At 60.0% G+C, this 22,898-nt stretch carries 16 protein-coding genes and 1 rRNA gene; 14 read left to right on the top strand and 3 right to left on the bottom strand.

What is annotated here, in order from left to right; translation table 11 throughout:
- Positions 1 to 41: 41 nt before the first annotated feature.
- The 12 genes from KUV52_RS04700 to menE all read left to right on the top strand — a co-directional run bounded on the left by KUV52_RS04700 (position 42) and on the right by menE (position 15,868).
- Positions 42 to 368: a c-type cytochrome gene (locus KUV52_RS04700; protein ID WP_222524901.1), complete on the top strand. Its 327-nt coding sequence runs from the start codon at positions 42 to 44 to the stop codon at positions 366 to 368.
- A 29-nt stretch (positions 369 to 397) separates the two neighbouring features.
- The gene (locus KUV52_RS04695; RefSeq protein ID WP_222524785.1) at positions 398 to 2,098 is read left to right on the top strand and encodes a DUF3373 domain-containing protein; all 1,701 of its coding nucleotides are present in this window, start codon (positions 398 to 400) and stop codon (positions 2,096 to 2,098) included.
- 43 nt (positions 2,099 to 2,141) lie between these two features.
- On the top strand, positions 2,142 to 3,524 hold the full coding sequence (locus KUV52_RS04690) for a tetrathionate reductase family octaheme c-type cytochrome (protein ID WP_222524784.1): 1,383 nt from the start codon (positions 2,142 to 2,144) through the stop codon (positions 3,522 to 3,524).
- A 417-nt stretch (positions 3,525 to 3,941) separates the two neighbouring features.
- Positions 3,942 to 6,533 carry a hypothetical protein gene (locus KUV52_RS04685; protein ID WP_222524783.1) on the top strand — a complete coding sequence of 864 codons (2,592 nt, stop codon included), beginning with the start codon at positions 3,942 to 3,944 and terminating at the stop codon, positions 6,531 to 6,533.
- A gap of 142 nt (positions 6,534 to 6,675) precedes the next feature.
- A complete protein-coding gene (locus KUV52_RS04680) occupies positions 6,676 to 7,395 on the top strand; it encodes a PDZ domain-containing protein (protein WP_222524782.1) in 720 nt (239 codons plus the stop codon).
- A gap of 82 nt (positions 7,396 to 7,477) precedes the next feature.
- Positions 7,478 to 8,989, top strand: coding sequence for a glycerol kinase GlpK (glpK, locus tag KUV52_RS04675; RefSeq protein WP_222524781.1), 1,512 nt, complete (start codon positions 7,478 to 7,480; stop codon positions 8,987 to 8,989).
- A gap of 152 nt (positions 8,990 to 9,141) precedes the next feature.
- Entirely contained in the window at positions 9,142 to 9,579 is a 438-nt protein-coding gene (locus KUV52_RS04670) for a hypothetical protein (protein WP_222524780.1), read from the top strand.
- 107 nt (positions 9,580 to 9,686) lie between these two features.
- Positions 9,687 to 11,051 (top strand): isochorismate synthase, encoded by a 1,365-nt coding sequence (locus KUV52_RS04665; RefSeq protein WP_222524900.1) that lies wholly within the window; start codon positions 9,687 to 9,689, stop codon positions 11,049 to 11,051.
- Entirely contained in the window at positions 11,048 to 12,757 is a 1,710-nt protein-coding gene (menD, locus tag KUV52_RS04660) for a 2-succinyl-5-enolpyruvyl-6-hydroxy-3-cyclohexene-1-carboxylic-acid synthase (protein WP_222524779.1), read from the top strand. Before KUV52_RS04665 ends, menD begins: the two co-directional genes overlap by 4 nt.
- Positions 12,750 to 13,523, top strand: coding sequence for a 2-succinyl-6-hydroxy-2,4-cyclohexadiene-1-carboxylate synthase (menH, locus tag KUV52_RS04655; RefSeq protein ID WP_222524778.1), 774 nt, complete (start codon positions 12,750 to 12,752; stop codon positions 13,521 to 13,523). The genes menD and menH overlap by 8 nt, the downstream gene beginning before the upstream one ends.
- A 27-nt stretch (positions 13,524 to 13,550) precedes the next feature.
- Positions 13,551 to 14,486 carry an o-succinylbenzoate synthase gene (menC, locus tag KUV52_RS04650; protein ID WP_222524777.1) on the top strand — a complete coding sequence of 312 codons (936 nt, stop codon included), beginning with the start codon at positions 13,551 to 13,553 and terminating at the stop codon, positions 14,484 to 14,486.
- A complete protein-coding gene (menE, locus tag KUV52_RS04645; RefSeq protein ID WP_222524776.1) occupies positions 14,483 to 15,868 on the top strand; it encodes an o-succinylbenzoate--CoA ligase in 1,386 nt (461 codons plus the stop codon). Before menC ends, menE begins: the two co-directional genes overlap by 4 nt.
- 49 nt (positions 15,869 to 15,917) lie before the next feature.
- On the opposite strand, the gene KUV52_RS04640 is transcribed toward menE, so the two are convergent.
- The gene (locus KUV52_RS04640; protein ID WP_222524775.1) at positions 15,918 to 17,471 is read right to left on the bottom strand and encodes an AbgT family transporter; all 1,554 of its coding nucleotides are present in this window, start codon (positions 17,469 to 17,471) and stop codon (positions 15,918 to 15,920) included.
- Between the two features lie 227 nt (positions 17,472 to 17,698).
- Between KUV52_RS04640 and KUV52_RS04635 the strand changes: the two genes are divergently transcribed.
- Both KUV52_RS04635 and KUV52_RS04630 read left to right on the top strand, forming a co-directional pair.
- Positions 17,699 to 20,347, top strand: coding sequence for a parallel beta-helix domain-containing protein (locus tag KUV52_RS04635; RefSeq protein ID WP_222524774.1), 2,649 nt, complete (start codon positions 17,699 to 17,701; stop codon positions 20,345 to 20,347).
- 47 nt (positions 20,348 to 20,394) lie between these two features.
- Positions 20,395 to 21,552 (top strand): SO2930 family diheme c-type cytochrome, encoded by a 1,158-nt coding sequence (locus tag KUV52_RS04630; RefSeq protein ID WP_222524773.1) that lies wholly within the window; start codon positions 20,395 to 20,397, stop codon positions 21,550 to 21,552.
- Here the strand turns inward: KUV52_RS04630 and KUV52_RS04625 are convergent, their stop codons facing one another.
- Together KUV52_RS04625 and rrf are read right to left on the bottom strand one after the other, a co-directional pair.
- On the bottom strand, positions 21,553 to 22,635 hold the full coding sequence (locus KUV52_RS04625) for an AraC family transcriptional regulator (protein WP_222524772.1): 1,083 nt from the start codon (positions 22,633 to 22,635) through the stop codon (positions 21,553 to 21,555).
- Between the two features lie 144 nt (positions 22,636 to 22,779).
- A 5S ribosomal RNA gene (gene rrf / locus KUV52_RS04620) occupies positions 22,780 to 22,894 on the bottom strand.
- Between the last annotated feature and the right edge of the window lie 4 nt (positions 22,895 to 22,898).

The following is a 22,898-nucleotide window of genomic DNA, read 5'->3' as shown; positions in this document are numbered from 1 at the left end:
AGTGGTTGCCCCCCTGAAAAAAGAGAAAACCTAGGGAGATCCTGATGAAAACCTTCACCAAAACCACTCTGGCGGTCGCACTGGTGGCCTTTGCTGCTGGCGCCATGGCCGTTGACGGCGGCAACCCGAAGAAAGGGCGCCACCACTACAAAAAGGAATGCAAGGTATGCCACAGCGCTGACGGCGCTGGGGGTGAACTGACTCCGATGTCCAAAACCATGAGTCAGTGGGACCGCTTCTTCCAACGTGACAAGCACAAGAAAGCACCGGAAGTGTTCGAGGGGCTGAATCAGCAAAAGCTGCTGGATATCAACCAGTTCCTCTATGACCACGCGGCCGACTCTGACCAACCCGCCACCTGCGGCTAGGCCCTACACCGGACAAAGGAGTGTTTGTGATGAGAACCCTGATTGCCACTTTGGTTTCCATGGCTCTGACCGCGCCAGCCCTGGCTGCGGATCCCATTGAGCAGGAAGCCCTGAAACAACGCCTGGACGAACTGAACGAGGAACTCGAGTACCTCTCCGAGCGCCTGGACAAAGCCGAGCGCCACACCGCGACGGACCGCATTCAATTCACCGGGGATTTCCGCGTACGTGCCCATACCCTGCATTATCAGGACGTAACCTGGAACCCGGCGATGCTGGTGGACTTCAATGACTTTGGCGCCAAAGCGATGTCCGGTCAGTTGGGTGACCCGATGGACCCCAACTCCCCGCTCGGCGCCATGATGGCGGCGAACCCGGGTCTGGCCGAAGCCTTTATGAGCGGCCAGTTGCAGGGCGTGATGCCGATGCTGCTGGCGCCGAAGCAGACCTACGACGTCAATAACGACATCCTCTACAACACCCGTCTGCGCCTGAACCTGAAGGCCCAAGTCTGGGACAACGTCAGCTTTGCTGGCCGCCTCACCATGTACAAGAACTGGGGTGACTCCACCGGTGTGCAGGTGTTTGACTCCTGGCGCAGCTTCACCATGGATGGCACCAACAGCGGCAACACCAGCGGCGACTGGCTGCGAGTAGAGCGCGCCTACTTTGACTGGAAAGACATCGCCGACACCAACTTCTACCTCTCCATCGGTCGTCGCCCCTCCACTTACGGGCCACCGACCCAATATCGTGAAAACGAACTCCGCGGCGGGACCCCGTCCGGCCACCTGGTGAACTTCAACTTTGATGGCGCCACTCTGGGCTACAAGTTGGGTGAGATCACCGGTGTCGAAGGCCAGGTGGTGCGTTTCTGCTACGGCCAGGGCTTTGAGTCCCAGTGGGGCAATGGCGAGATGTTCGGTGACATCGTTACCAAGGACACCCACTTGGGTGGCTTCAATATCGATGCCATCAACGACGGCACCCACTTCCTTCAGTTCACGCTGTTTGGCGCTAAGGACATCAACGATGGGTTTAAGGGTCTGATGGCCTTCCCGACCCAGTTGGCGGGGATCTTCGCCCCCACCATGTACCAGGACATGCAGAAGTTTGATGACTTCAACTTTGTCACTCGGGTGCAGCCCTCCAGCGTCATTGGCGACATGTACCTGGGTGGCCTGGGCTACGCCTATGAGGCGGACAACGGCTTTGTGGGCTTTGCCTCCTTTGGCTGGACCCGTGCCGAGTCCAACGGCAACGCCGGACTGTTTGGCGGCATGCTGGCTGATGCCCGCTTCGAAGCCGCGCTCAACGCTGATGGCACTGAGATCCTGATGGTGCCGGTGGCTGCCCAGGATGCGGGCAACCACGATGGTTACGGTGCCTATGTGGGCATCCAGATCCCGGCACCGGGCGGTAAGTTTGGTCTTGAGTACAACTACGGTTCCAAGTACTGGACTCCGTTCACTCAGGCCCAAGACGACCCGATCGGCAGCAAGCTGGCCACCCGTGGCCACGTCGGCGAGGCCTACTACATCTTTGATATCAATCCGAAGATGCACATCAAACTGGCCGGTCTCTACTACGACTACGAGTACAGCGGCAGCGGCACCCCGGTGGGCGCACCGCAGAGCGTGGATGAGATCCTGGCTGGCACCGCCTACTCCATGCTGCCGGTAATCGACACCGCCTACGACATCAACGCCACTCTGGCTCTGAAGTTCTGACCCAACGTGCCCGGGGCAACCCGGGCACCTTTGGAGACACCTTATGAAACGGATTCTCACTCCCCTGTTGCTCGGTATGGTCGGTTTGCCCGCTCTGGCGGCCAACCCCCATGCCGAGTTCATCGAGGGCCCAATCACCTCCGGTCCGGAGGCCACCGCCCAGTGTCTGACCTGCCACGAAGACCACGCCAAGGACTTTATCAAGAGCTCCCACTGGACCTGGTCTCTGGAGCAGAAACTGCCCGGCCGGACGGTCGATCGGGGCAAGCGCAACGTCATCAACAACTTCTGTACCTCCATCAGCGGTAATGAACCCCGCTGCACCAGTTGCCACGCTGGCTATGGCTGGGAAGACAACAGCTTCGACTTCACCAATGTGGCCAATGTGGACTGCCTGATCTGCCACGACACCACCGGTACCTACATCAAAGACCCCGCAGGCGCGGGCGCTCCGCTGGAGAAAGTAAACCTGCTGAGAGTGGCCCAGAATGTGGGCGCTCCGGTTCGGGATAACTGCGGCAGCTGCCACTTCTATGGCGGTGGCGGCGACGGAGTGAAACATGGCGATCTGGATTCCAGCATGGGCTATCCCGACCGCCAGACAGACGTCCATATGGACGTCGACGGCATGGATTTCCAGTGCCAGGCCTGCCACCAGGCCCCTGATCACCAGATCGCGGGTCAGGCGATGGGCGTCTCCCCCGGCGGCCAGAACCACTTTGGCTGTGACAGCTGCCACGATGCCCAACCGCACCAGAACGCCAAACTGGACAAGCACGTTGAATCGGTGGCCTGTCAGACCTGTCATATCCCCTTCTACGCCCGTAACGAGCCCACCAAGATGGAGTGGGATTGGTCTACCGCAGGCGAAGATCGTGAGGAAACCCTGGATGAGTTTGGCAAGAAGTCCTATCAGCGCAAGAAAGGGGACTTTGTCTGGGACAAGATGGTTGCGCCCGAATACGCCTGGTACAACGGCAACGGCGACGCCTATGTAACCGGCGACAAGATGGACCCCGCCAAAGTAACCAAGCTGGCCTTCCCGCTGGGCGATATCACTGACCCCAACGCCAAGATCTACCCCTTTAAAGTGCACCGGGGCCAACAGATTTACGATGCGGGCCACAACATCTTTGTGACCGCCAAGGTCTGGGGTGAACAGGGCTACTGGAAAACCTATGACTGGGACCAGGCCGCCAAGCTCGGCATGGCTGCCAACCCTGAGCTGCAAAAGCTGGGCATCAGCTACAGCGGTAAATACGGTTTTGCCCCCACCGAAATGTGGTGGCGCATCAACCACATGGTCTCTCCCAAAGAGGAAGCCCTGGGTTGCATGGATTGTCATGGCAAAGGGGAGCGCCTCGACTGGCAAGCCCTTGGCTATGAAGGAGATCCAATGAAGAAAGGCGGCAGAAAGACCGACTAAGGGGTCTCCCGCCCCCTCCCTGCAGGTATTGGGATGGCGTATGCCATCCCTTTTTTTTGTCCCCATAACCTGCCACCAGGCTGCCACGAATTCCGCTTGTCGCTTGCGCCCTGAAGCCAGTGAACTAGATTTTAACTTAGAGTCGAAACCGACTCTTTTTCCAAACGATATTTGGGCTTGGCTCCCTTGCCCAGCATAGTGTTGTGTCTATTCGCAGGACGTTTTGCGGAGGTCTCTATGCGCACGCTTATCCCCCCTCATCTGGCCTGTCTTAGGGCGGTCACCTACTCTCGGGGCAGTTGACTGCCACTTCCCACCACTTAAGGAATAACGCCAGTTCCCTACTGGCTCATTGCTCATCAGTAGCGGTCCCGCTGCTGAGGGGTTGCTTTTGTCTCTGTAAGCAGGATTAACAAGATGAGACGCACACCATTGGTTCACCCAAAACACCCAATGTCGGTGCTACTGGTTGCCTTAACGACGGCGGGAATCACCTTTCCCAGCCTTGCCGTTGTCCCCGAAGCCGACAATCCGATTTTCAACAACCCAGCCAACACTGCCGACTCCTGTATGGCTGACGCCTATATCGAAACCGGCGGTAAAGGTCTGAAAGACCGTGTTGGTGAAGTGATTAACTGTACCGCCGAAGATGTGGAGATCGCGGAAGTAACGGTCAAAGCGGTGGATGGAGAGACTTCAACCACCGGCGACTTCACCTGTACTCTCGGCGACACCATCGAAGTCACTGCCGATCTTCGCGTTCGCACCAATGCGGCGGAACGCTATGACACCACCTTCTTTGTTTCCCGGGATCTCGACTCCCCTCAGGTGGTTCAACAGGATGAGGAAGCGTGCAGCATTCTTATCCCGAAGAATGACTTCAAGAGCACCGGTAATGCCCAGAATCTGGATGCGGATGAGTGTGGCGACATCGCCAAGTCCGGATTGGTTGATGACGAATACACGCTGGTGGACGCCGTGTTCACCATGACCTGTACCGCCTCACCCGGCAGCGAAAAAGTGGAGTTTAACTACTGCGCCGCCTGGGATGTGCAGGAGGACCCGCTGAACTGCTCTGCCACCGGCGCCGCCCCAGGCCAGGAGCCCAGCTCCAAGTCGAAGTGTAATTGCGACATTATCCCGCTGAACATCTTTATCCGGCCGGATCCGCCCAAGATCACCAAGACACTCAAGAGCGCCAGCAACAGCGGCACTGAACCGATGGCCACCTTTGAGTACGAAGTGAAGATTGAGCGAGGCACTACTGATGCGGACCTGGTGATCACCGATATCGATGATCTCTATCGCTCCGTCGCCGACTTTGGTAGCCCCAAAGTAGGCAGCAGCGATGCGCCGATCCTGTTTGACCTGGATGGCACCAACAGCAACACCACCATCGGTAACCTGACGCTGCTTGGCGCCGACAACAACTGCTATGGCAAGCTGCCGGTCACCCTGACCGCCGCCAGCCCGACCTTCACCTGTAACTTCAAGGTCAAAGTCAGCGATGAAGACTTGCCGGATGCACTCGACCCCGACGGTGACACACCGATGCCGCCCGCTGGCGAAGAGGAGTACCAGAACTTTATCCGCGTCAGCTCAGAGGATCTCAATGGCGATCCGGTTGGCAGCGACACCTGTGATGTGACCGACGATCTCACCAGTAACGATGTGGGCAACTGCTCCGGCATCATCGCCGTTAAGATCACCAATGTTGATCCGGCCATCGCCATCACCAAGACCCCGGTAGCGGGCCCCGGCCTGCAAAACATTGGGGGAGCCTGGTTTGTTGAGGATCAGGGTCTCATCACCTATGAGATCACCATCACCAACAACAGCACCGTCGACGCCCTGAGTCTGTTGAGCCTGACCGACACCTCAGTCGCCAATCTGCTGATCGACAAGTCTGGCACCCCGGCCTGTGATACTTATCCCTCCTCACTCAGCGCCAACGGAGGGAAATTTACCTGCCGGTACATCGTGAATGTCACTCTCGCAAACGGTGCCAGTTACACAAACACCGTTAAGGTTTTCGCCAAGGATAATGAGAATCGTCGTACCGACAGTATGGCGATGATCACCGTTACCCGGGCCACTCCCAAAGTGGTTCTGGAAAAGAAAGTGGCCAAATCCGGCGATGTGGGTATCCCCACCCCGGCGATCGGCTCTGCCAGCTTTATGGACTCGGTCACCATCGACGAGCCCGGTGGCAGTGCCCATCCGGTGGTTTATCGCTTCACCGTGACCAACAGCAACTCCGCCACCCAGGAAGACCTCACCATCAACAGCCTGGAGGACGACACCCTGTTTGGCAGTGTTCGGGCCACAGCCGCACCGGTACAGCGCAGCGATGAGTGTGCCTTCCCGCAGACCCTCTCCTTCGGCACCCCCTACGTCTGCACTCTGGTGGCCTATGTGGACGGGAACGCCACCGATGTCAGTGACACCGCCTACGATGACACTCAACTGGTCAACACCGCGTACGTGAAGGCCACCAGCACACAAGGCAAGCAGATTCAGTCCCAACCGGACAGTGCCACCGTGCTGTTTAAAGATGTTCCGCCCACCGTTACCGGCAGATATGGCCTGGCAGGCACCATCTTTATTGCGGTGAAGAACACCAGCTTTGAAGCGATCAAGCTTGTAGAGCTGAGCATCTTCAATACGCCGGTGAAGGACGGCAACTTCTTCAATGGCTTCCGCATCGTTAACGATGGCGGCACCCTGACCGGCATTGATGACGACCCAACCGCTCCAGTGCCAGACGTGCCTGTCGCCTGTGATGAGCCGACATACAGCCTCAAGCTGGACCCGGGAGAGGAGTACGTCTGTGCCTTTACCGTGGAACTGGCGGATTTCAACGAAGGGGACTTTGCTGAGTTCCAGGCTGACATTCTGCGCGGCGCCCCGAACCGCAATGTGGTCGTTAAGTTTGTGGATGAGGAGGGCACTCCGGTCAGCACCGATGCGCAAGTTCAGGTGAAGACCGGCGACAACATCGACCGATAAACGCTCCACACAACTCTGTCTACCGGCCCTTCGGGGCCGGTTTTTTTGAACCGGGTTTCCTCTTCCGTCCGACCCGGATCAACGAATTTCCCGATTGGCCATCGCTACACTGTGTGCAACTGACCGACTTTGGGACCCATGGATGCTGCGCCCAACCCTTACCTTCCTCGCTGGCGCCCTGAGTGGCAGCCTACTCAGTGCCTGGTGGCTTCAACCCCAGCCTCCGGTCTGTCCCCCTCAAGCCCCCTGTGAAGCAGACCCGAAGGCCCTGGCGATGCTGCAGTGGGAAAACCAGATGCTGATGGCGATGGTCAAAGCGGGGCTGAAGGGAGACATCTCAGGCCATATCCAGACCTTCTCCGCCATGCAGGAAACGCCGCCAGCCGATCAACCCAATTCGCCACCACCGTCCGCTCCGGAAGGGGCGGCAGCCGACGCCCTGGTGGAGCGCCTGACCCGAGCCGACCTCAAACTGCAGCGTCAGGCTCTGGCGGAAGGCTGGGCCACCGATGAGCGTCTGGTGCGGGAGCGGCAAGCCCTCTGGGACCAGGCGCGCCGCCAGCTTTCCGATCGCGACTACATGGCTGCGCTGCATCGGGCCGGACGCCCCAATCGCCTGCTGGTGGACACAGTACGCCCCGGCAGTGGCGCGGAAACTCTGCAACACGGCGATGTGCTCTGGGCGCTGGATGGGCATCGGGTACTGACCCGGGCCGAGTTCCGGGACTACCTGGCCCGGTTGCCTGAGAACGCCACCGTTTCCGTCGAAATCCATCGCCAGGGGCAATCTCAACTGATGATGATAAGTGGCCTGGCGGACGCCCTGAATCTGATTGCCGACTCGGTGCCCCCACCCAAATAGGCACATTCAGACCGCTGTGCAGGCTGGGTTTTTCCGCCAGCAGTTCGCTATCATGAAACCAAACCACCGACCGCACTGAGCCATGTCTAACGAACCCTTTATTCTTGCCCTCGACCAGGGCACCACATCCAGCCGAGCCCTGATCTTTAACCAGAAAGGGGAGATTCAGGGAGCCGCCCAGCGGGAGTTCACCCAGCACTATCCCCATGCTGGCTGGGTCGAACATGACGCCATGGAGATATGGGCCAGCCAGCGTGCGGTGTTGACCGAGGTGCTGGCACGCTGCGGTGTCCGCCATGAACAGGTGGCGGCCATCGGCATCACCAACCAGCGTGAAACCACCGTAATCTGGGATGCTGAAACCGGGGTCCCGATCCATAACGCCATCGTCTGGCAGTGCCGACGCACCGCCGACCTGTGTGAGCAACTGAAAGCCAAAGGTCTGGAGCAACACGTCCGGGAGACCACCGGACTGGTTCTGGACCCCTACTTCTCCGGCACCAAGATCGCCTGGCTGCTGGAGCATGTGCCCGGTGCTCGGGAACGTGCCGAACGAGGTGAGCTGCGCTTTGGCACCATCGACAGCTGGCTGCTGTGGCAATTGACCGACGGTGCGGTGCACGCCACTGACCGCACCAACGCGTCACGCACCCTGCTTTGGGATATCCATCAGCAGCGCTGGGACCCGGTCATGCTGGAAGCACTGAACATCCCCGCCAGCCTGCTGCCCGAGGTGAAAAGCAGCCAGGAAGTGTTTGGTCATGCCCAGATCGGCCGGGCCCGTATTCCGGTGGCAGGCATCGCCGGAGATCAACAGGCGGCGCTGTTCGGCCAGTTGTGCACACAACCGGGCATGGCCAAAAACACCTATGGCACCGGCTGCTTTATGCTGATGCACACCGGCGAGCAGGCAGTCCAGTCCCGGCACGGGCTGCTCACCACCATCGCGTGCAGCGGTCCGGAGCGGGTCGAATATGCGCTGGAGGGGGCGGTATTTATGGGCGGCGCCAGCGTTCAGTGGCTTCGGGATGAACTGGGCCTGATCCGTCACGCCAGCGAAACCCAGGCCCTGGCTCAATCGGTACCGGATACCGCTGGCGCTTATCTGGTTCCCGCTTTTACCGGGCTGGGCGCCCCCTATTGGGACCCCTATGCCCGGGGCGCGCTGATCGGTCTGACCCGGGGCTGCAACCGCCAGCACATCGTCAGAGCCACCCTGGAATCCATCGCCTATCAAAGTCGGGACCTGCTGGATGCCATGCAGCAGGATGCGGCACTGCCGCTGACCGAGCTTCGGGTGGACGGCGGCGCCGTAGCTAACGATTTCCTGATGCAGTTCCAGGCAGACATCCTGGCAACGCCGGTATTGCGGCCCCACAACCGGGAGACTACCGCGGCAGGCGCGGCCTACCTGGCGGGCTTGACCGTGGGTTACTGGCCGTCGCTGGAGAGCCTCGCCGGATTGAGTCAGGTGGAGCGCCGGTTCGATGCAGCGATGGAAGCAGAGCGACGACAACAGCTCTATCAAGGGTGGCAGGAAGCGGTTGAACGGACCCTGGTCACCAAGCCAATACAGTCCGGTTCCGGTCAGTAAACAGGCTATTCACCCCTACAACAACCGCTCAGAAATGTCCCGTTCACAACTCGGATCGGGTGCACATTTCTATCAAGTTTTAGGGGGTTATATTGGTATAGCCGGTCGAGTTAGCGCTCTAATGGTGGAATAACTTTTAACCAGGAGTCGCTATGGTTGCCCGTTCCGGCTGTCCCGCCGCCCGTCTGCATAGCTGGGCGCGACCAACTACCCTCGCCACGGCGGCGGTGGGTGCCTGGAATCAATCCCTCCCCATCATGCTCCTCGGTCTGCTCGGACTCGTGGCACTGACCGTACACCTTATCCGCTTAAAAGAGAGCCGCTCCATAAAGCTGCAGAGTGAACAGGAGATGGTGGCTGTACAGACCCATCTGGAGCGTGCCATGATGCTCGCCCTGGGGGTATGCGGCGCCATCCTGACACTTCATCTGCTGTGGCTTCACCAACTGAGCCTCGCCTTGACACTGGTTGTCACCGCTGCCATCACCAAAACCGTCTGGAACGTCATCTATTTGGGCAAGCCCGGTTTGGGCAACAGCCTGACCACACTGACCCTGACGGTGGCCCTGCTCTGGGCCTTTGGCCTCTAATTCTGGCGACGCCGGGATCACAATCTTCAGGCCGATGCCTTGACATCACTCAGTGGTGATTTTTAATTTCAGTGGTTTACCCTCTTCTCTAGACAAGGTGGTACAGCATCCTTCCGGTAGAACACCCTCTGGCCAGCTCCATTGAGCGACTCAGGCTGCGGTTAACCCAACTGGAGCAACAGCCCCCGGGCCACCTCTGTCTGCAGCTGAGTGAACCGCTCACTGCTCCTCCGCTGATCGCCTGGCTGGCCAACCAAAGCACCCTGCCAAAGATCTACTGGCACGGTCGTCGTGGTGGCGAAGAGGTCGCGGCCATTGGCGCGGCACTGGATCTTCACTTCCCCGCGCTGCCTGAGTCGGAAGAGCTGGACCGTCTTTATCACAAGTATCTGGGCGCGGCTCAGGATACTCAGTTGCGGCTCTATGGTGGCCACGCTTTCGATCCTCGCCAACCCGCCTGGCCTGACTTTGGTCAGGCCCGCTTTGTCCTGCCCCGCATCGAGATCCGCCGTCATGGCGATCAGGCCACGTTGTTGCTGAATCTCTGCGCCCAGGAACGTCCCTGGCGCGAGGAGCTGGAGGCAGCACGCCAGGCACTGGACTCACTGAAGCCTGCTGCGCCGCTGTCACCATTGGGCCCGGCCCATGTGCTGGCCCGGCAGGACACCCCGGACCAACCTCGCTGGCGGGAGCTGATTGAGCAGATCACCGATCCCGCTTTCCTGAGCACCACTCCGAAAGTGGTGATGGCCCGGGAAACCCGGCTGACTACCAGCGCACTGCCCAATCACTGGACCGTTCTGCACGCCTGGCAACTGCTCAATCCGGGCAGCTATCAGTTCGGCTTCCAATTTACGGAGCGGCACAGCTTCGTCAGCTGCACACCAGAGCGACTGTTCCACCGTCATGGCCGGGAACTCTCCACGGAAGCCCTCGCGGGCACCACCACACGAGGGTTCACTGAAGCGGAAGATGAGGCTCTGGCCAATGCCCTGCTGCACGACGGCAAGAACAGCCACGAGAACCTTCTGGTGCGCCAACATATCGAACAGCAATTGGGCCCATTGAGCGATTACGTCGGTGCCGAAGAAACACCGACTATCCTCAAGCTCAACCACATTCAGCACCTGCACCGCGCCATCCGGGCCGAACTTAAGGCGGGCGTGAATGACCTCCAGCTTCTGGGCGCCCTTCACCCCACTCCCGCCGTCGGTGGCTTGCCTCGCGAGCCAGCGATGAACTTTATCCGCCAGCGCGAGGGCTTTGCCCGCGGTTGGTATGCGGGCGCATGCGGCTACTTTGGCGCGCATGAAACCGAGTTTGCCGTCGCGATCCGCAGCGCCCGGTTTGAAGCGGACAGGGTCACCCTGTTTGCCGGAGCGGGCATTGTCGCCAACTCCGAAGCCGACGCCGAGTGGCAGGAACTGAACAACAAATTGACTACGGTACTCGGGATCCTCAACGGACTATGACCACCATTCACTGCGCCGAATTGAATCTGCTGTGGGCGCGACTGATGCTGGAAGAGCTGCACCGCCTCGGCGTGCGCCACCTCTGCCTGGCACCGGGCTCCCGCTCCACACCCCTGACCATGGCGGCTGCCGGCCACGACGGCTTCCAGCGTCATACCCATTTTGATGAACGGGGCCTCGGCTTTGCCGCTCTGGGATTGGCAAAAGCAAGCCAAACTCCGGTAGCCATCATCACCACTTCCGGCACGGCGGTGGCCAACCTCTACCCGGCGGTTATCGAGGCTTACCAGACCGGCGTCCCGCTGGTGGTACTGTCCGGAGACCGCCCGCCGGAACTGATCGCCTGTGGTGCCAACCAGGCGATCATCCAACCGGCCATCTTCGCCAACTATGCCCGCCGTCTGGATCTGCCAACTCCCAGCCTGGATCTGCCGCCACAAGCGCTGCTGGCCCAGTTGGATCAAGCGATGGTGGATCTGGATCGCCCTCTGCACATTAACTGCATGTACCGGGAGCCCCTCTACCCGGACGGGCAGAGCAGTCCCTTTGAGTCCTACCTGGCCCCCATTGCAGCCTGGCGCGGCAACACCACGCCCTGGAGCGCGATCCCGCCCATCAGCCGCAGCGCTCTGCCGGGGCCGGATGAGTGCAACAGCTTTGCCCAGGGCAAAGGGATCATCGTGGTTGGTACGCTGGCGCCCCACCAGCAACCGGAGCAGATTCTGGCACTGGCACGCCGACTGGGCTGGCCGGTGTTGGCGGACGCCCAGTCTCAACTGCGACAGGCCGACGGTGTGGTTCACCATATCGACCAGATGTTCCATCACCCCAAAGCCCTCAAGCTGCTGGGTAAGGCGGAAAACCTGCTGCTGATTGGGGGCCGCCTGCTCTCCAAGCGGCTGATGAGCTTTATCGCCAGCCACTCCTGGAACGCTTACTGGCACTACATGAGCCACACGGAGAACCTGGACCCTGGCCACCTCACCAAACGCCGCTTTATCGGCAGCCTGCCGATGCTGGCTGCCCTGCCCTGGCCGCTGCTGCCGGGCTCCGGCTGGGCCGATGCCCTGGAGTCCTACAGTCTCGAACTGGAGCATCAGTTTGCCGAGCGGCATGACCAGGGCCGCCTGACCGAGCTCTCCACCATCCGCTTGCTGTCGCGCCAACTGACCGGCGAGCACCAGCTTTTTATCGGCAACAGTCTGCCGATCCGGCTGTATGACATGCTTGCGTCGCCCGGCGACGCCCCTACGGTGTTCACCAATCGGGGCGCGTCCGGTATCGATGGTCTGCTGGCCACCAGTTGCGGCGTAGCGCTGGCAACCGCCAAACCGACCGTTCTGGTGGTGGGTGACCTGTCACTGCTCCATGATCTCAACTCCCTGGCGCTGGCCCGCAGCCTCAAAACGCCTTTGGTGGTGTTGGTGCTGAACAACGATGGGGGCAGCATCTTCAATCTGCTGCCGGTGCCCAACGAGTCCCTGCGCCAACAGTACTATCGCCTGGGCCATGGCTTCGGCTTCGAGGGGGCTGCCAACCAGTTCCATCTGCCCTATGCGCGTCCCGATAACCTGGCCGCACTGAGCCTGGCCCTCAGCGAAGGGTTAAGCCTTGAGGGCGCCAGCGTGATTGAGGTCGCCGTGCCGCCCAGTGAGTCTGCCGACCTGATTGTCGAGTTGGCCGAGCAGATCCGGGGCGATGACTGACGCCCAGCGTCGTCTTTCGGGTCGCCGTTGGGGCCAGGGTGCCCCAATGGTGCTGCTGCACGGCTTTCTCGGTGATCATCGGGACTGGCCAGAAGCGCTTGGTCAGCGGTTCGACTGCCTGGCACTGGACCTGCCCGGCCACGGATTAAGCCGCTCGGTTCCCCTGTACCAGGTGCCCGCCTTTGATGAGGTAATTCAGTTGATACTGAATACCCTGGCCTACCGCCGAATCGAACGCTTTCACCTACTGGGTTACTCGCTGGGGGGCCGTCTCGCGCTTCACCTGGCGCACCATCTGAGCCAGCATGAGCCAGACCGGCTGCTGAGCGTCACCCTGGAGTCGGCCCATCCGGGCCTGCAGGATCCCACCGAACGCACTGCGCGATTGGCCAGTGATGCCAACTGGCACCGGCGAATGGCCGAAGAGGCACCGGAGCAGTGGCTGGACAGCTGGTATCGGCAGGGGGTGTTTGCTGACCTGAACCCGGCCGCCCGGGACGCCCTGGTGGCGGCACGACGAGACAACGACCCGGCAGCACTGGCCGCCCTTTATCTTGGCACCAGCCTGGGCCATCAGGCGGACCTGCGGGATCTGACTTTGCGCTGTCCGGTGCAACTGATCACCGGGGCGCAGGATCCCAAGTTTACCGAGCTGGCGTGTCACTGGTGCCGCCCCGGCTGGCAACATCACATCATCGACCACGCAGGCCACAACGTACATCGCGCCCGCCCGGACGCCTTTCTTGCTACACTGCGCCCACTGTAATCGGCCTGGTCGCCATCAAGGACATCGATGAAGCTCTACGCCTATACCCTGCCACTGGCAACGCCGTTGCGCTTTGCCGGCCATGCCCTGACCGAGCGTCAGGGGCTGCTGATCAAACTGGAACAGGATGGCCGCACCGGCTGGGGCGATTGCGCGCCTCTGCCCGGCTTCTCGCAGGACACCCTCGAGCAGTGCGCGGACGCTCTGAAAGCTATGAGGGACGGGCAAGCCCAGGAGCAAGACCTGCCCCCGGCGGCACGCTTTGCCCTGGATTGCGCCCGCTGGCAGTTGCAGAACCCGACGCCCCTGCGTCTGCCCTCGCCGGTGCCATTGCTGGTTGGCACGCCCGATGAGCAACTGGCCCAGTACGAGCAACTGACCGAGCGGCCCGGCGAAGTGAAGTTGAAACTGGCTCGCGCCTCGGTGGAGGAAGAGATCGCCCTGGTCTACGGGTTGCTTGAGCGAAACCCCAAACTCAAACTGCGTATCGATGCGAACCGGGGATGGAGTTACGAACAGGCCAGTCACTTTGCCACCTGTGTGCCCCGAAGCGCCCTGCGTTATGTGGAGGAGCCCTGTCGGGAACTCAACGACACGCTGCGACTCCATGCCCAGCACCGCCTGCCCCTGGCCCTGGATGAAACCACCCAGCACCCGGATTACCAATATGAGTCGTTGGCCGGGGTACGCGCCCTGGTACTGAAACCGACATTGATTGGCTCCCTCACCCGCCTGCAACACCTGGTGGAGCAAGCCACACTGGATGGCGTCGAGGTGGTGCTCTCCTCCAGCTTTGAAAGCAACATCGGCGTGTCCCATCTGGCACGCCTGGCAACGGAACTGACCCCCACCAGCGTCCCGGGTCTGGACACCCTCACTGCATTGGGTGCCGACCTGATCGAACCCAACCCCTGGGGACAGGATAAGCCCCTGATCACCGAATCGGAGCTGAAACCACTATGAGTCTGATCCTCTGCCCCCTTCATACCGCTGCCCGCCGCTGGAGCGATGCCATCGCCGTCAGCGGACCGGAAGGCGACCTCAGCTATGAGGCGCTGGACGCCCGAGTCGGTGCACTGGTGCTTCACCTGAGATCCCAGGGGGTGCGGGAAGGTGACCATCTGGGTTACATCGGCCAGAACCATCTGGAGGCGATTCTTCTGCTCTACGCAGCGATGCGACTGGGTGCGGTATTTGCCCCCCTCTCTCCCCGCTTTCCCGAAGCGCAGCGCGATGCCCTGATCAAGGAGCTGGATATCCGCTGGTGCTGGAGTGAAGGTGAGTTGCCTCAGGGCGTGCGTGCCCTCTCCTTCACCAGCGCTTCGGTGGGACAGAGCTGGCAGGTGGACCTGAACCGCCCTCTGACCCTAATCCTCACCTCCGGCTCCAGTGGCCATCCGAAAGCCGCCATGCACACACTGGCGCAGCATATGGCCGCCGCCGAGGGGAGTCATGACCAGACCCCCCTGCATCGGGGAGACCGCTGGCTGCTGAGCCTGCCCCTGTTCCACATCGGTGGGCTGGCGATCCTGTTCCGCTGCCTGAGTTGCGGCGCCACCGCGGTTCTGCCCGGCCATCAGGATATGGCCTCCAATCTGAAACAGCAGCGCATTACCCACCTGTCACTGGTCGCCACCCAACTGGTTCGTTTGTTGGATCGGAATGATGCCGGTGAGGTGCTGGCCTCCGTCACCACGCTGCTGCTGGGCGGCGGTGCCATTCCCACCCATCTGCTGGAGCGGCTTAAGCCCTACCCCATCAAGGTGTTGACCAGCTACGGCATGACCGAGATGGGCAGCCAGATCACCACCGGTCCCGCCAACGATCAGGGCCTCTCCGGCACGCCGCTGGCCGGGCGTCAGGTTCGGATCAACGACGGTCTGATCGAGGTGCGCGGTGACTGCCGCTTCCTCGGCTATTACGCCAATGGCACGTTGAGCCGCCCCTTCGACAGTGAGGGCTGGTTTGCCACCCGGGATCGGGGCCAGTTTATCGGCGAGCAGCTCAAGGTGCTGGGCCGAGCAGACAACATGTTTGTCAGCGGTGGAGAGAATGTGCAGCCGGAAGCGATCGAAGCGGTGCTTAAACGCTGTGAGGGCGTTGAGGAGGCGATCGTTATCCCCATCGCCAACGAGGAGTTCGGTCATTTGCCCGTCGCTGTCGTCAAAGGAGCATGGGCACCGGAGCTGTGGGAGAAGCGGGTCCTGAAGAAGCTGCCCCGTTTTATGCGGCCTCGTCACTATCTGCCCTGGCCGGATAACCTGGCCCAGATGGGGCTGAAGGTCAGCCGCAAGGCGATAGCCGAGTTTGTGCAGACTCAGTCGCTGAGCGAATCCAACCCATAAAAAAGGGGCCTCAATCGAGGCCCCTTTTCCGTACCAGATCGAACAGCCTTTACAGGCCGTAGGTGTAGCTTGCGCCCAGACCCAGGGGCAGACCAATGGTCCAGTAAATCAGCAACCAGGCTGTCCAGGTCAGCAGCAGCGCGATGGAGTACGGCAGCATCGCTGCAATCAGAGTACCGATACCGGTGTTCTTCACGTACTTCTGGCAGTACACCACCACCAGCGGGAAGTAAGGCATCAGCGGGGTGATGATGTTGGTGGAGGAGTCACCAATACGGTAAGCGGCCTGGGACAGATCCGGAGAGATGTTCAACTGCATCAGCATCGGAACCAGTACCGGACCAATCAGCGCCCACTTGGCGGAAGCGGAACCCATAAACAGGTTCACAAAGCCCACCAGGAACACCATGCCCACAATGGTCACGCCAGCCGGCATGCCCAGAGACTGCAGGAAGTTCGCGCCTTTCACAGCCAGCAGTACGCCCAGGTCAGACTGAGAGAACGCGGCAATGAACAGGGAGCAGAAGAACGCCATTACGATGTAGGCGCCCATGCCTTCCATCGCTTTGGTCATGGACTTGATGATGTCCGCGGAGCTCTTGAATACGCCGTTGGCGTAACCGAATACCACACCCGGGATCACGAAGAAGATGAAGATCAGCGGTACGATGGCCTGCATCAGCGGTGCGCTGAAGTTGGTCAGGCTGCCGCTGGCATCACGCAGGGTGGAGGACTCAGGAATGGCCAGCACGGCCACCAGAATCATGGAACCCACCATCGCCAGAGAGGCCCAGCGGAACGCTTTGTTTTCGCGCTCGCCGATCTCATCCAGAGCCGGAGCATCGATGCCGTCATCCAGCTTGGTGGAACGCTGCAGACGCGGCTCCATTACCTTGTCGGTCAGGTACCAGATCACACCGATGATCGGCAGGGTGGAGGAAGCAGCGAAGAACCAGTTGTTCAGCGGGTTCAACTGGATATCCGCATCCAGAGTCTGAGCAGCGGCCTGAGTAAAGGACTGCAGCAGCGGGTCGATAGCGGACGGAATGAAGTTGGCACAGAAGCCACCGGAAACACCGGCGAACGCCGCCATGATACCCGCGATGGGGTGGCGACCTACGGCGTAGAAGATTACGCCTGCCAGCGGAATTACCACCACGTAGCCCGCATCAGTTGCGGTGTGAGAGATGATGCCCACGGCCACAACAGCCGGGGTGATCAGCTTCACCGGGGTGATGCGCAGCATCTTCTTCAGGGCAGTGTTGATAAAGCCGGAGTGCTCGGCCACACCAACACCCAGCATCGCAACCAGCACCACGCCCAGAGGAGCAAAGGCGGTGAAGGTTTTCACCATACCGGTGAGGAAGCTGGTCAGCGCTTCAGCGGTCAGCAGGTTTTTGATCACGACCGCTTCGCCGGTGCGGGGGTCGATCTCGGTAAAGGTCATGTTGGAGAACAGGGCAGACACGCCCCACACAACCAACATCAGACTCAGGAACAGGATCGCAGGATCAGGCAGCTTGTTACCCACCTTCTCGATGCCATCCAGAATACGGGCCAGGCGCCCGTTTTCACCTTGCGGCACTTGTGCTTGGGAGCTCATGGTTTGTTTCCACTTTATTATCGGTATAGACCTGGTTCGGACAGTAGATAGTGCCACCGCCGATGCTCAATTGCCCAGCAAAGTGTGCTTTTTCCGTCCGAGTTCACAGTTTCTCTCCACTGCTTATCAAGCCCGTTACGAATGTTGGCCACATCGCACATTGATTTTATCAAACGAGTGTTCGAAGTTTGACCGGTATCACATAACAACAACATGGAGATAACAAGATGTGGGAGAAGCGCTCCTGGTTACTGCCAACTCTGCTGGCGTCTGCAGTAGCCATCAATCTGGCCGGGTGTGGCAGCGACGATGACCCTGTCACCGTGACCCCGCCTCCGACGACCACCCCGCCGCCGGAGCCGGAAGGCCCGACCTTCCCGGAAGGCGCGATCATGGTCAGCACGGAGGGGAACCTCGGCGCCAACATCACCGAAGCCTTCATTAACGCTCAGAGTGGCGACGTCATCGTTCTGCCCGAAGGTGAGTTTAAGCTGGACCGTACGTTGCTGTTTGACGGCGATGCGGACGGCGATGGCGTGTTTGCCAAGAACGTCACCATCATGGGCTATGGCCAAGACAAAACCATTCTGGACTTCTCCGAAGCGGCCTCCGGCGACGGCATCTTTGTCCAGAACGCGGTGAACATCATCATCCAGGACATGTCGGTCAATGAAGCCAAAAACAACGGCATCAAGCTGAAGAACTCCAACGGCATCATTCTGCGTCGACTGGCTACCATCTGGGATGGTGAGTTGAACGAAGAGAACGGCGCTTACGGCCTCTACCCGGTGGAGTGTGAAAACATTCTGATTGAGGACACCTACGTACGCGGCTCCGCAGACGCCGGTATCTACGTGGGCCAGTCCGAATACATCGTGGTACGTCGCAACGTGGCCATCGAAAACGTAGCGGGCATCGAGATTGAGAACTCCAAGTACGCTGACGTTTACGACAACCACGCCATCGGCAACACCGGCGGCATTCTGGTGTTCGACCTGCCCATCGGTAACCACCGTTACGGCAGCAGCGTGCGGATCTTTAACAACCTGGTGGAAGCCAACAACACCAAGAACTTCGCTAACGCCAGCGCCAACCCGGCCGGGGTACATATCGTGCCGCCCGGCACCGGTATCATCATCCTCTCCACCGATGACGTTGAGATCTTCAACAACGTCATCAAGGACCACGACACCCTCTCCATTACCGCCTCAAGCTTCTTTATTGCCGAGCCGGATATCGAGGGCGCCTTTATCCCCAACTACGCGCTGCCTGGTGGGGTGATCGACGATGGTTGGCGTGCGGTACCGCGCAACATCCATATTCACGACAACGAGATCACCAACAGCGGCAGCAACCCCAATGGTTACCTGATTCAGGAGATCATCGGGGCGTATACCCAGATCCACGGTGTCTTCCCTGCGATTCTTTATGATGGTCTGGGTGAAGCGATCGCCAACAACGGCATGGGAGAGCTCTACTTCAAGGAGCCGCCCTTCGCTGAAGATGGCAGTGACAACGTCTGTGTATCCAGCAATGGCGATGTAAGCCTCGGACAGCTGTATGCCGGCGACCACGCCGGTGACCTGAGTGTTCCCGGTGTGCTGTTCGAGAGCAGCCAGAAAAACCTGATGAACTGTACCCAGGTCTCTCTGCCGGTTCACACCGTGACCTTCGGCGACGAAGTGTTTGGTTGTGGCATCGACGATGACACCGCAGGTTGTGACGGTGGCGAAACCGTGGGCAATGGCGGCAGCATCGGTGAAGGCGAAGGTGGCCTGGTCGGTGACGGCGATCTGAGCCTGTGTGAAGCCAGTGGCAGCGAGGTTAACTGGAACGCACTGCTGGGCGCCAACTGCCCCAACCTGTCCGACTACAACCTGTTTGCCGACAGCACCAACCCCAAAGGCATCGCCAACAGTGGGGGTTTGCCCTATGACATGAACAGCCCGCTGTTTACTGACTACACCAGTAAGTACCGCTACGTGTTCGTGCCTGGTGGCCAGGCGGCAGAGTACGATGCTCAGGAAGTGTTCGACTTCCCGGTGGGCACCGTTCTGGTGAAGACTTTTGCCATGCCGGATGACACCGCAACGCCGGGCAACGAGAACGAAGAGATCCTCGAAACCCGACTGTTGATCCATCGCGAAGCTGGCTGGGCCGCACTGCCCTACATCTGGACCGCAACCAAGGATGACGCCAAGCTGGCCAAGCCTGGCAGCATCACCAAGCAGTCTGTCGTACACAAAGGGGAAACCCTGGAGTTCGATTACGTGGTGCCGAGTCTGAACCAGTGTAAACAGTGTCACCAGTACAGCGGCGAGGACGGCGTAGCGCGCTTTATGCCGATTGGTCCGAAAGCCCGCCACCTGAACGGCAACTACGAGTATGCGGATGGCGCTGCCAACCAGCTCAGTGCCTGGACGGCCCACGGCATTCTCACTGGTGCACCGGCAGACCTGGCCAGCATCCCGACCGTTCCGGCCTTCGGCCTGCTCGGCAACGGTGACCTGAGCACTGCCACCGACGCCGAAGTGATGGACCTGGCCAAAGGCTACCTGGACATCAACTGTGCCCACTGCCACCGCCCTGAGGGCAACGCCTCCAACACCGGCCTCAAGCTGGAGTACTGGCGTCCCTATGAGGGTAACGAGCAGGCGCACGGCGAATGTAAGTCCCCGGTGGCCTACGGTGGCGGAAGCCTGGGCTACGACATTGTTCCCGGTAACCCGGAGCAGTCCATTACCCACTTCCGTATGGCCTCTACCGAGCCCGGTGACCGTATGCCGGAGATTGGCCGCAGTCTGTCTCACGATGCGGGTGTGGCTCTGATCCACGAGTGGATCAGCCGCTTGCCAGCAGCCAGCTGCTCTCAGTAAGTCCCAAAGGGCCGGCATGAGCCGGCCCTTTTTCTCTGGAGCCGTCCATGAAGTACCTCTACCTGTTCATACTCTTGGGCCTGCTGAGCTGCGGAGGCGGAGACGACAGCGCCGCCGAACCGCCCCCGCCAGAACCGCCTCAGCCCCCACCGACCAATCCGGATCCTGACCCAAGCTCACCCTGCGACGCCACGACCAGTGAGGTGAATTGGGAAGCCTTGAAGACCGAGAATTGCGAGTTGCTTTCCCAATATGGTTTGTTCGTAGACCCCTCGGTCCCAACCCGGGATCCTCGTCAACCGGGCCAGCTCTATCAACTGACCACGGCACTGTTCTCCGATTACGCCAGCAAATACCGCTTTCTGTTCCTGCCTCCCGGCGAGGGGATGGCGTATCACGACACCGAAACCTTTGACCTGCCGGTCGGTTCCGTATTGGTCAAAACCTTTGCTCTGCCTTATGACACCGCCCTTTCAGGGGACGACAACGAACGCCGGATAGAAACCCGCCTGCTGATACATCGGGAGTCGGGTTGGGTGGCCCTGCCCTATCTCTGGCAGGGGGATGATGCCGAGTTTACGCCTGCTGGTACCCTGGTCGCGCACCAGATGACCCATGGCGACCAGACCCTGGAATTTCAATACGAAGTACCCTCTCAACCCCAGTGCAAGATGTGCCATCAACTGAGCGACGGCACCACGGCGCGCTTCAGCCCGATAGGCATCAAGGCCCGACTGCTCAACCGCTCCGGCGATCAGGGGAGCAACCAGCTTCAGGCATGGGTTCAGCAGGGGATGTTGGATCGGGCACCGGCGACAATTCCTACCGCCGCTGACCTGTACGACACCTCTGCCAGCCTGACCGACCGCGCCAAGGGGTATCTCGACATCAACTGTGCCCACTGCCACCGACCCGAAGGCTTCGCCAGCATCTCAGGTCTGCGCCTGGGTTACTTTGTGGATCACTCCACCATGGAGTACGGCATCTGCAAACAACCGCCCGGATACGATGGCGGAGCAGCCGGGCTGGATTACGATATCGTTCCGGGTAACGGTGCAGAGTCGATTCTGCCCTACCGCATGGAGCATCTGTCTCCCAAGGACAAGATGCCTCCGGTTGGTCGGGCCGTGGTTCACGAAGATGCGGTGACGCTTATCCGAGCCTGGATCGACAGTCTGGATCCCAGCCTGGGAACCTGCGGGTAATCAATCACGAATCAGAAACGCACCGGGAGGTTTCCCTATCCAGCGCTTAAAGGCGTGGCGGAAATTGCTGACATCGCGGAAGCCGAGGCGCTCTCCGATCCAGTCGATGTCCCGCTCGCCTTTTTGCAGCCACTCAATCGCGAGCTGGCAGCGGACCTGGTTGAGGATCTGTTGGTAGGAAGTCCCCAACTCACTGAGGCGTCGCCGCAGGGTACGGCGGGAGACCATCAGTTCTTCCGCCACCTGCTCCTGAGTCGGCCAATGTTCGGGCACAGCCAGCAGCATGGTTAGGATCCGGTTCACCAGGGAATCCTCATGAGCAGGCAGGGCTTGTTCCACCTCTAACGCTTCAATGGAGGGCTTCCAAAGCACTGGAGCCGATAGCTCATCCAACGCAATGGCCCACTCAAAGAAGTGCCCCTCAAACGTGACCGGACATCCCAACAGCGCTTCATACTGAGCCAGATCCACCGTCCAGGGAGGAGGGCCGGGGAAGCGCACCCAGGCAAGTTTAACCGGCTTTCCTGTTAACTCCTCAGCGATGGCCAGCATTGAGCCCAGCCCCTGCTCAAACACAAACTGCAGTGTGGAATCGTCTATCTGGGCCACATTCACGCCCTTGACCACAAGGTACTGCCCTTCAACACGCTCAAGATTATCTGTGAAGCTACCGGTCAAGTTCGGGTTTTGGCGGGTTATCTGGTACGCCTCCGCCAGAGTGCGGGAATGGGATAGCGGACCTTGAAGACCTTCCAGGTCCCCAGCCCGAAAAGTTCGGCCAAAGCGGAGACCCGCAGCGGGCTGTGGCAGCCTTAAAGAGGCCAGCTCCATCGCCTTAAGCATCTGCCACGCCAGAATGTACTGTCGTTCATCCAGTTCTTTGGGGGCGATATCCACACACTGCAGCAGCTCCGACGCGACTTCGGGGCCACACTGGCTATCGAGATAGCGATGCAACAGGCGTAGATCGAAAGCGGGATAGAGCAGATCCCCGTACAGAGCCGGGTGCAGTTGAATAAAGCGATTTAGCGACTGTGAGTCGCTGGCCTGAAATTCGGCCTCAGATCCAAAAAGCGTCACCATAGGCCAATGGTGTAACCGATTTGTGATGAGGAGTAAACCTAAGACCAGGTCCACTCGAAGATTTTTCGGACCAAAGCCAGTTGGCTCGAACGCCAAAACGAAAAAACCCCGCCTCTTTCGAGACGGGGTTCGTTCAAATTAGGTGCCTGGCGGTGACCTACTCTCGCATGGGAACTCCCACACTACCATCGGCGCGGTTGCGTTTCACTTCTGAGTTCGGCATGGGATCAGGTGGGACCACAACGCTATTGCCACCAGGCAAA

The sequence above is a fragment of the Ferrimonas balearica genome, from assembly GCF_019802055.1.
Taxonomy (GTDB): Bacteria; Pseudomonadota; Gammaproteobacteria; order Enterobacterales; family Shewanellaceae; genus Ferrimonas; species Ferrimonas balearica_A.
Note: the sequence above shows the minus strand (reverse complement) of the source record. Positions and strands in the feature narration are given on the sequence as shown.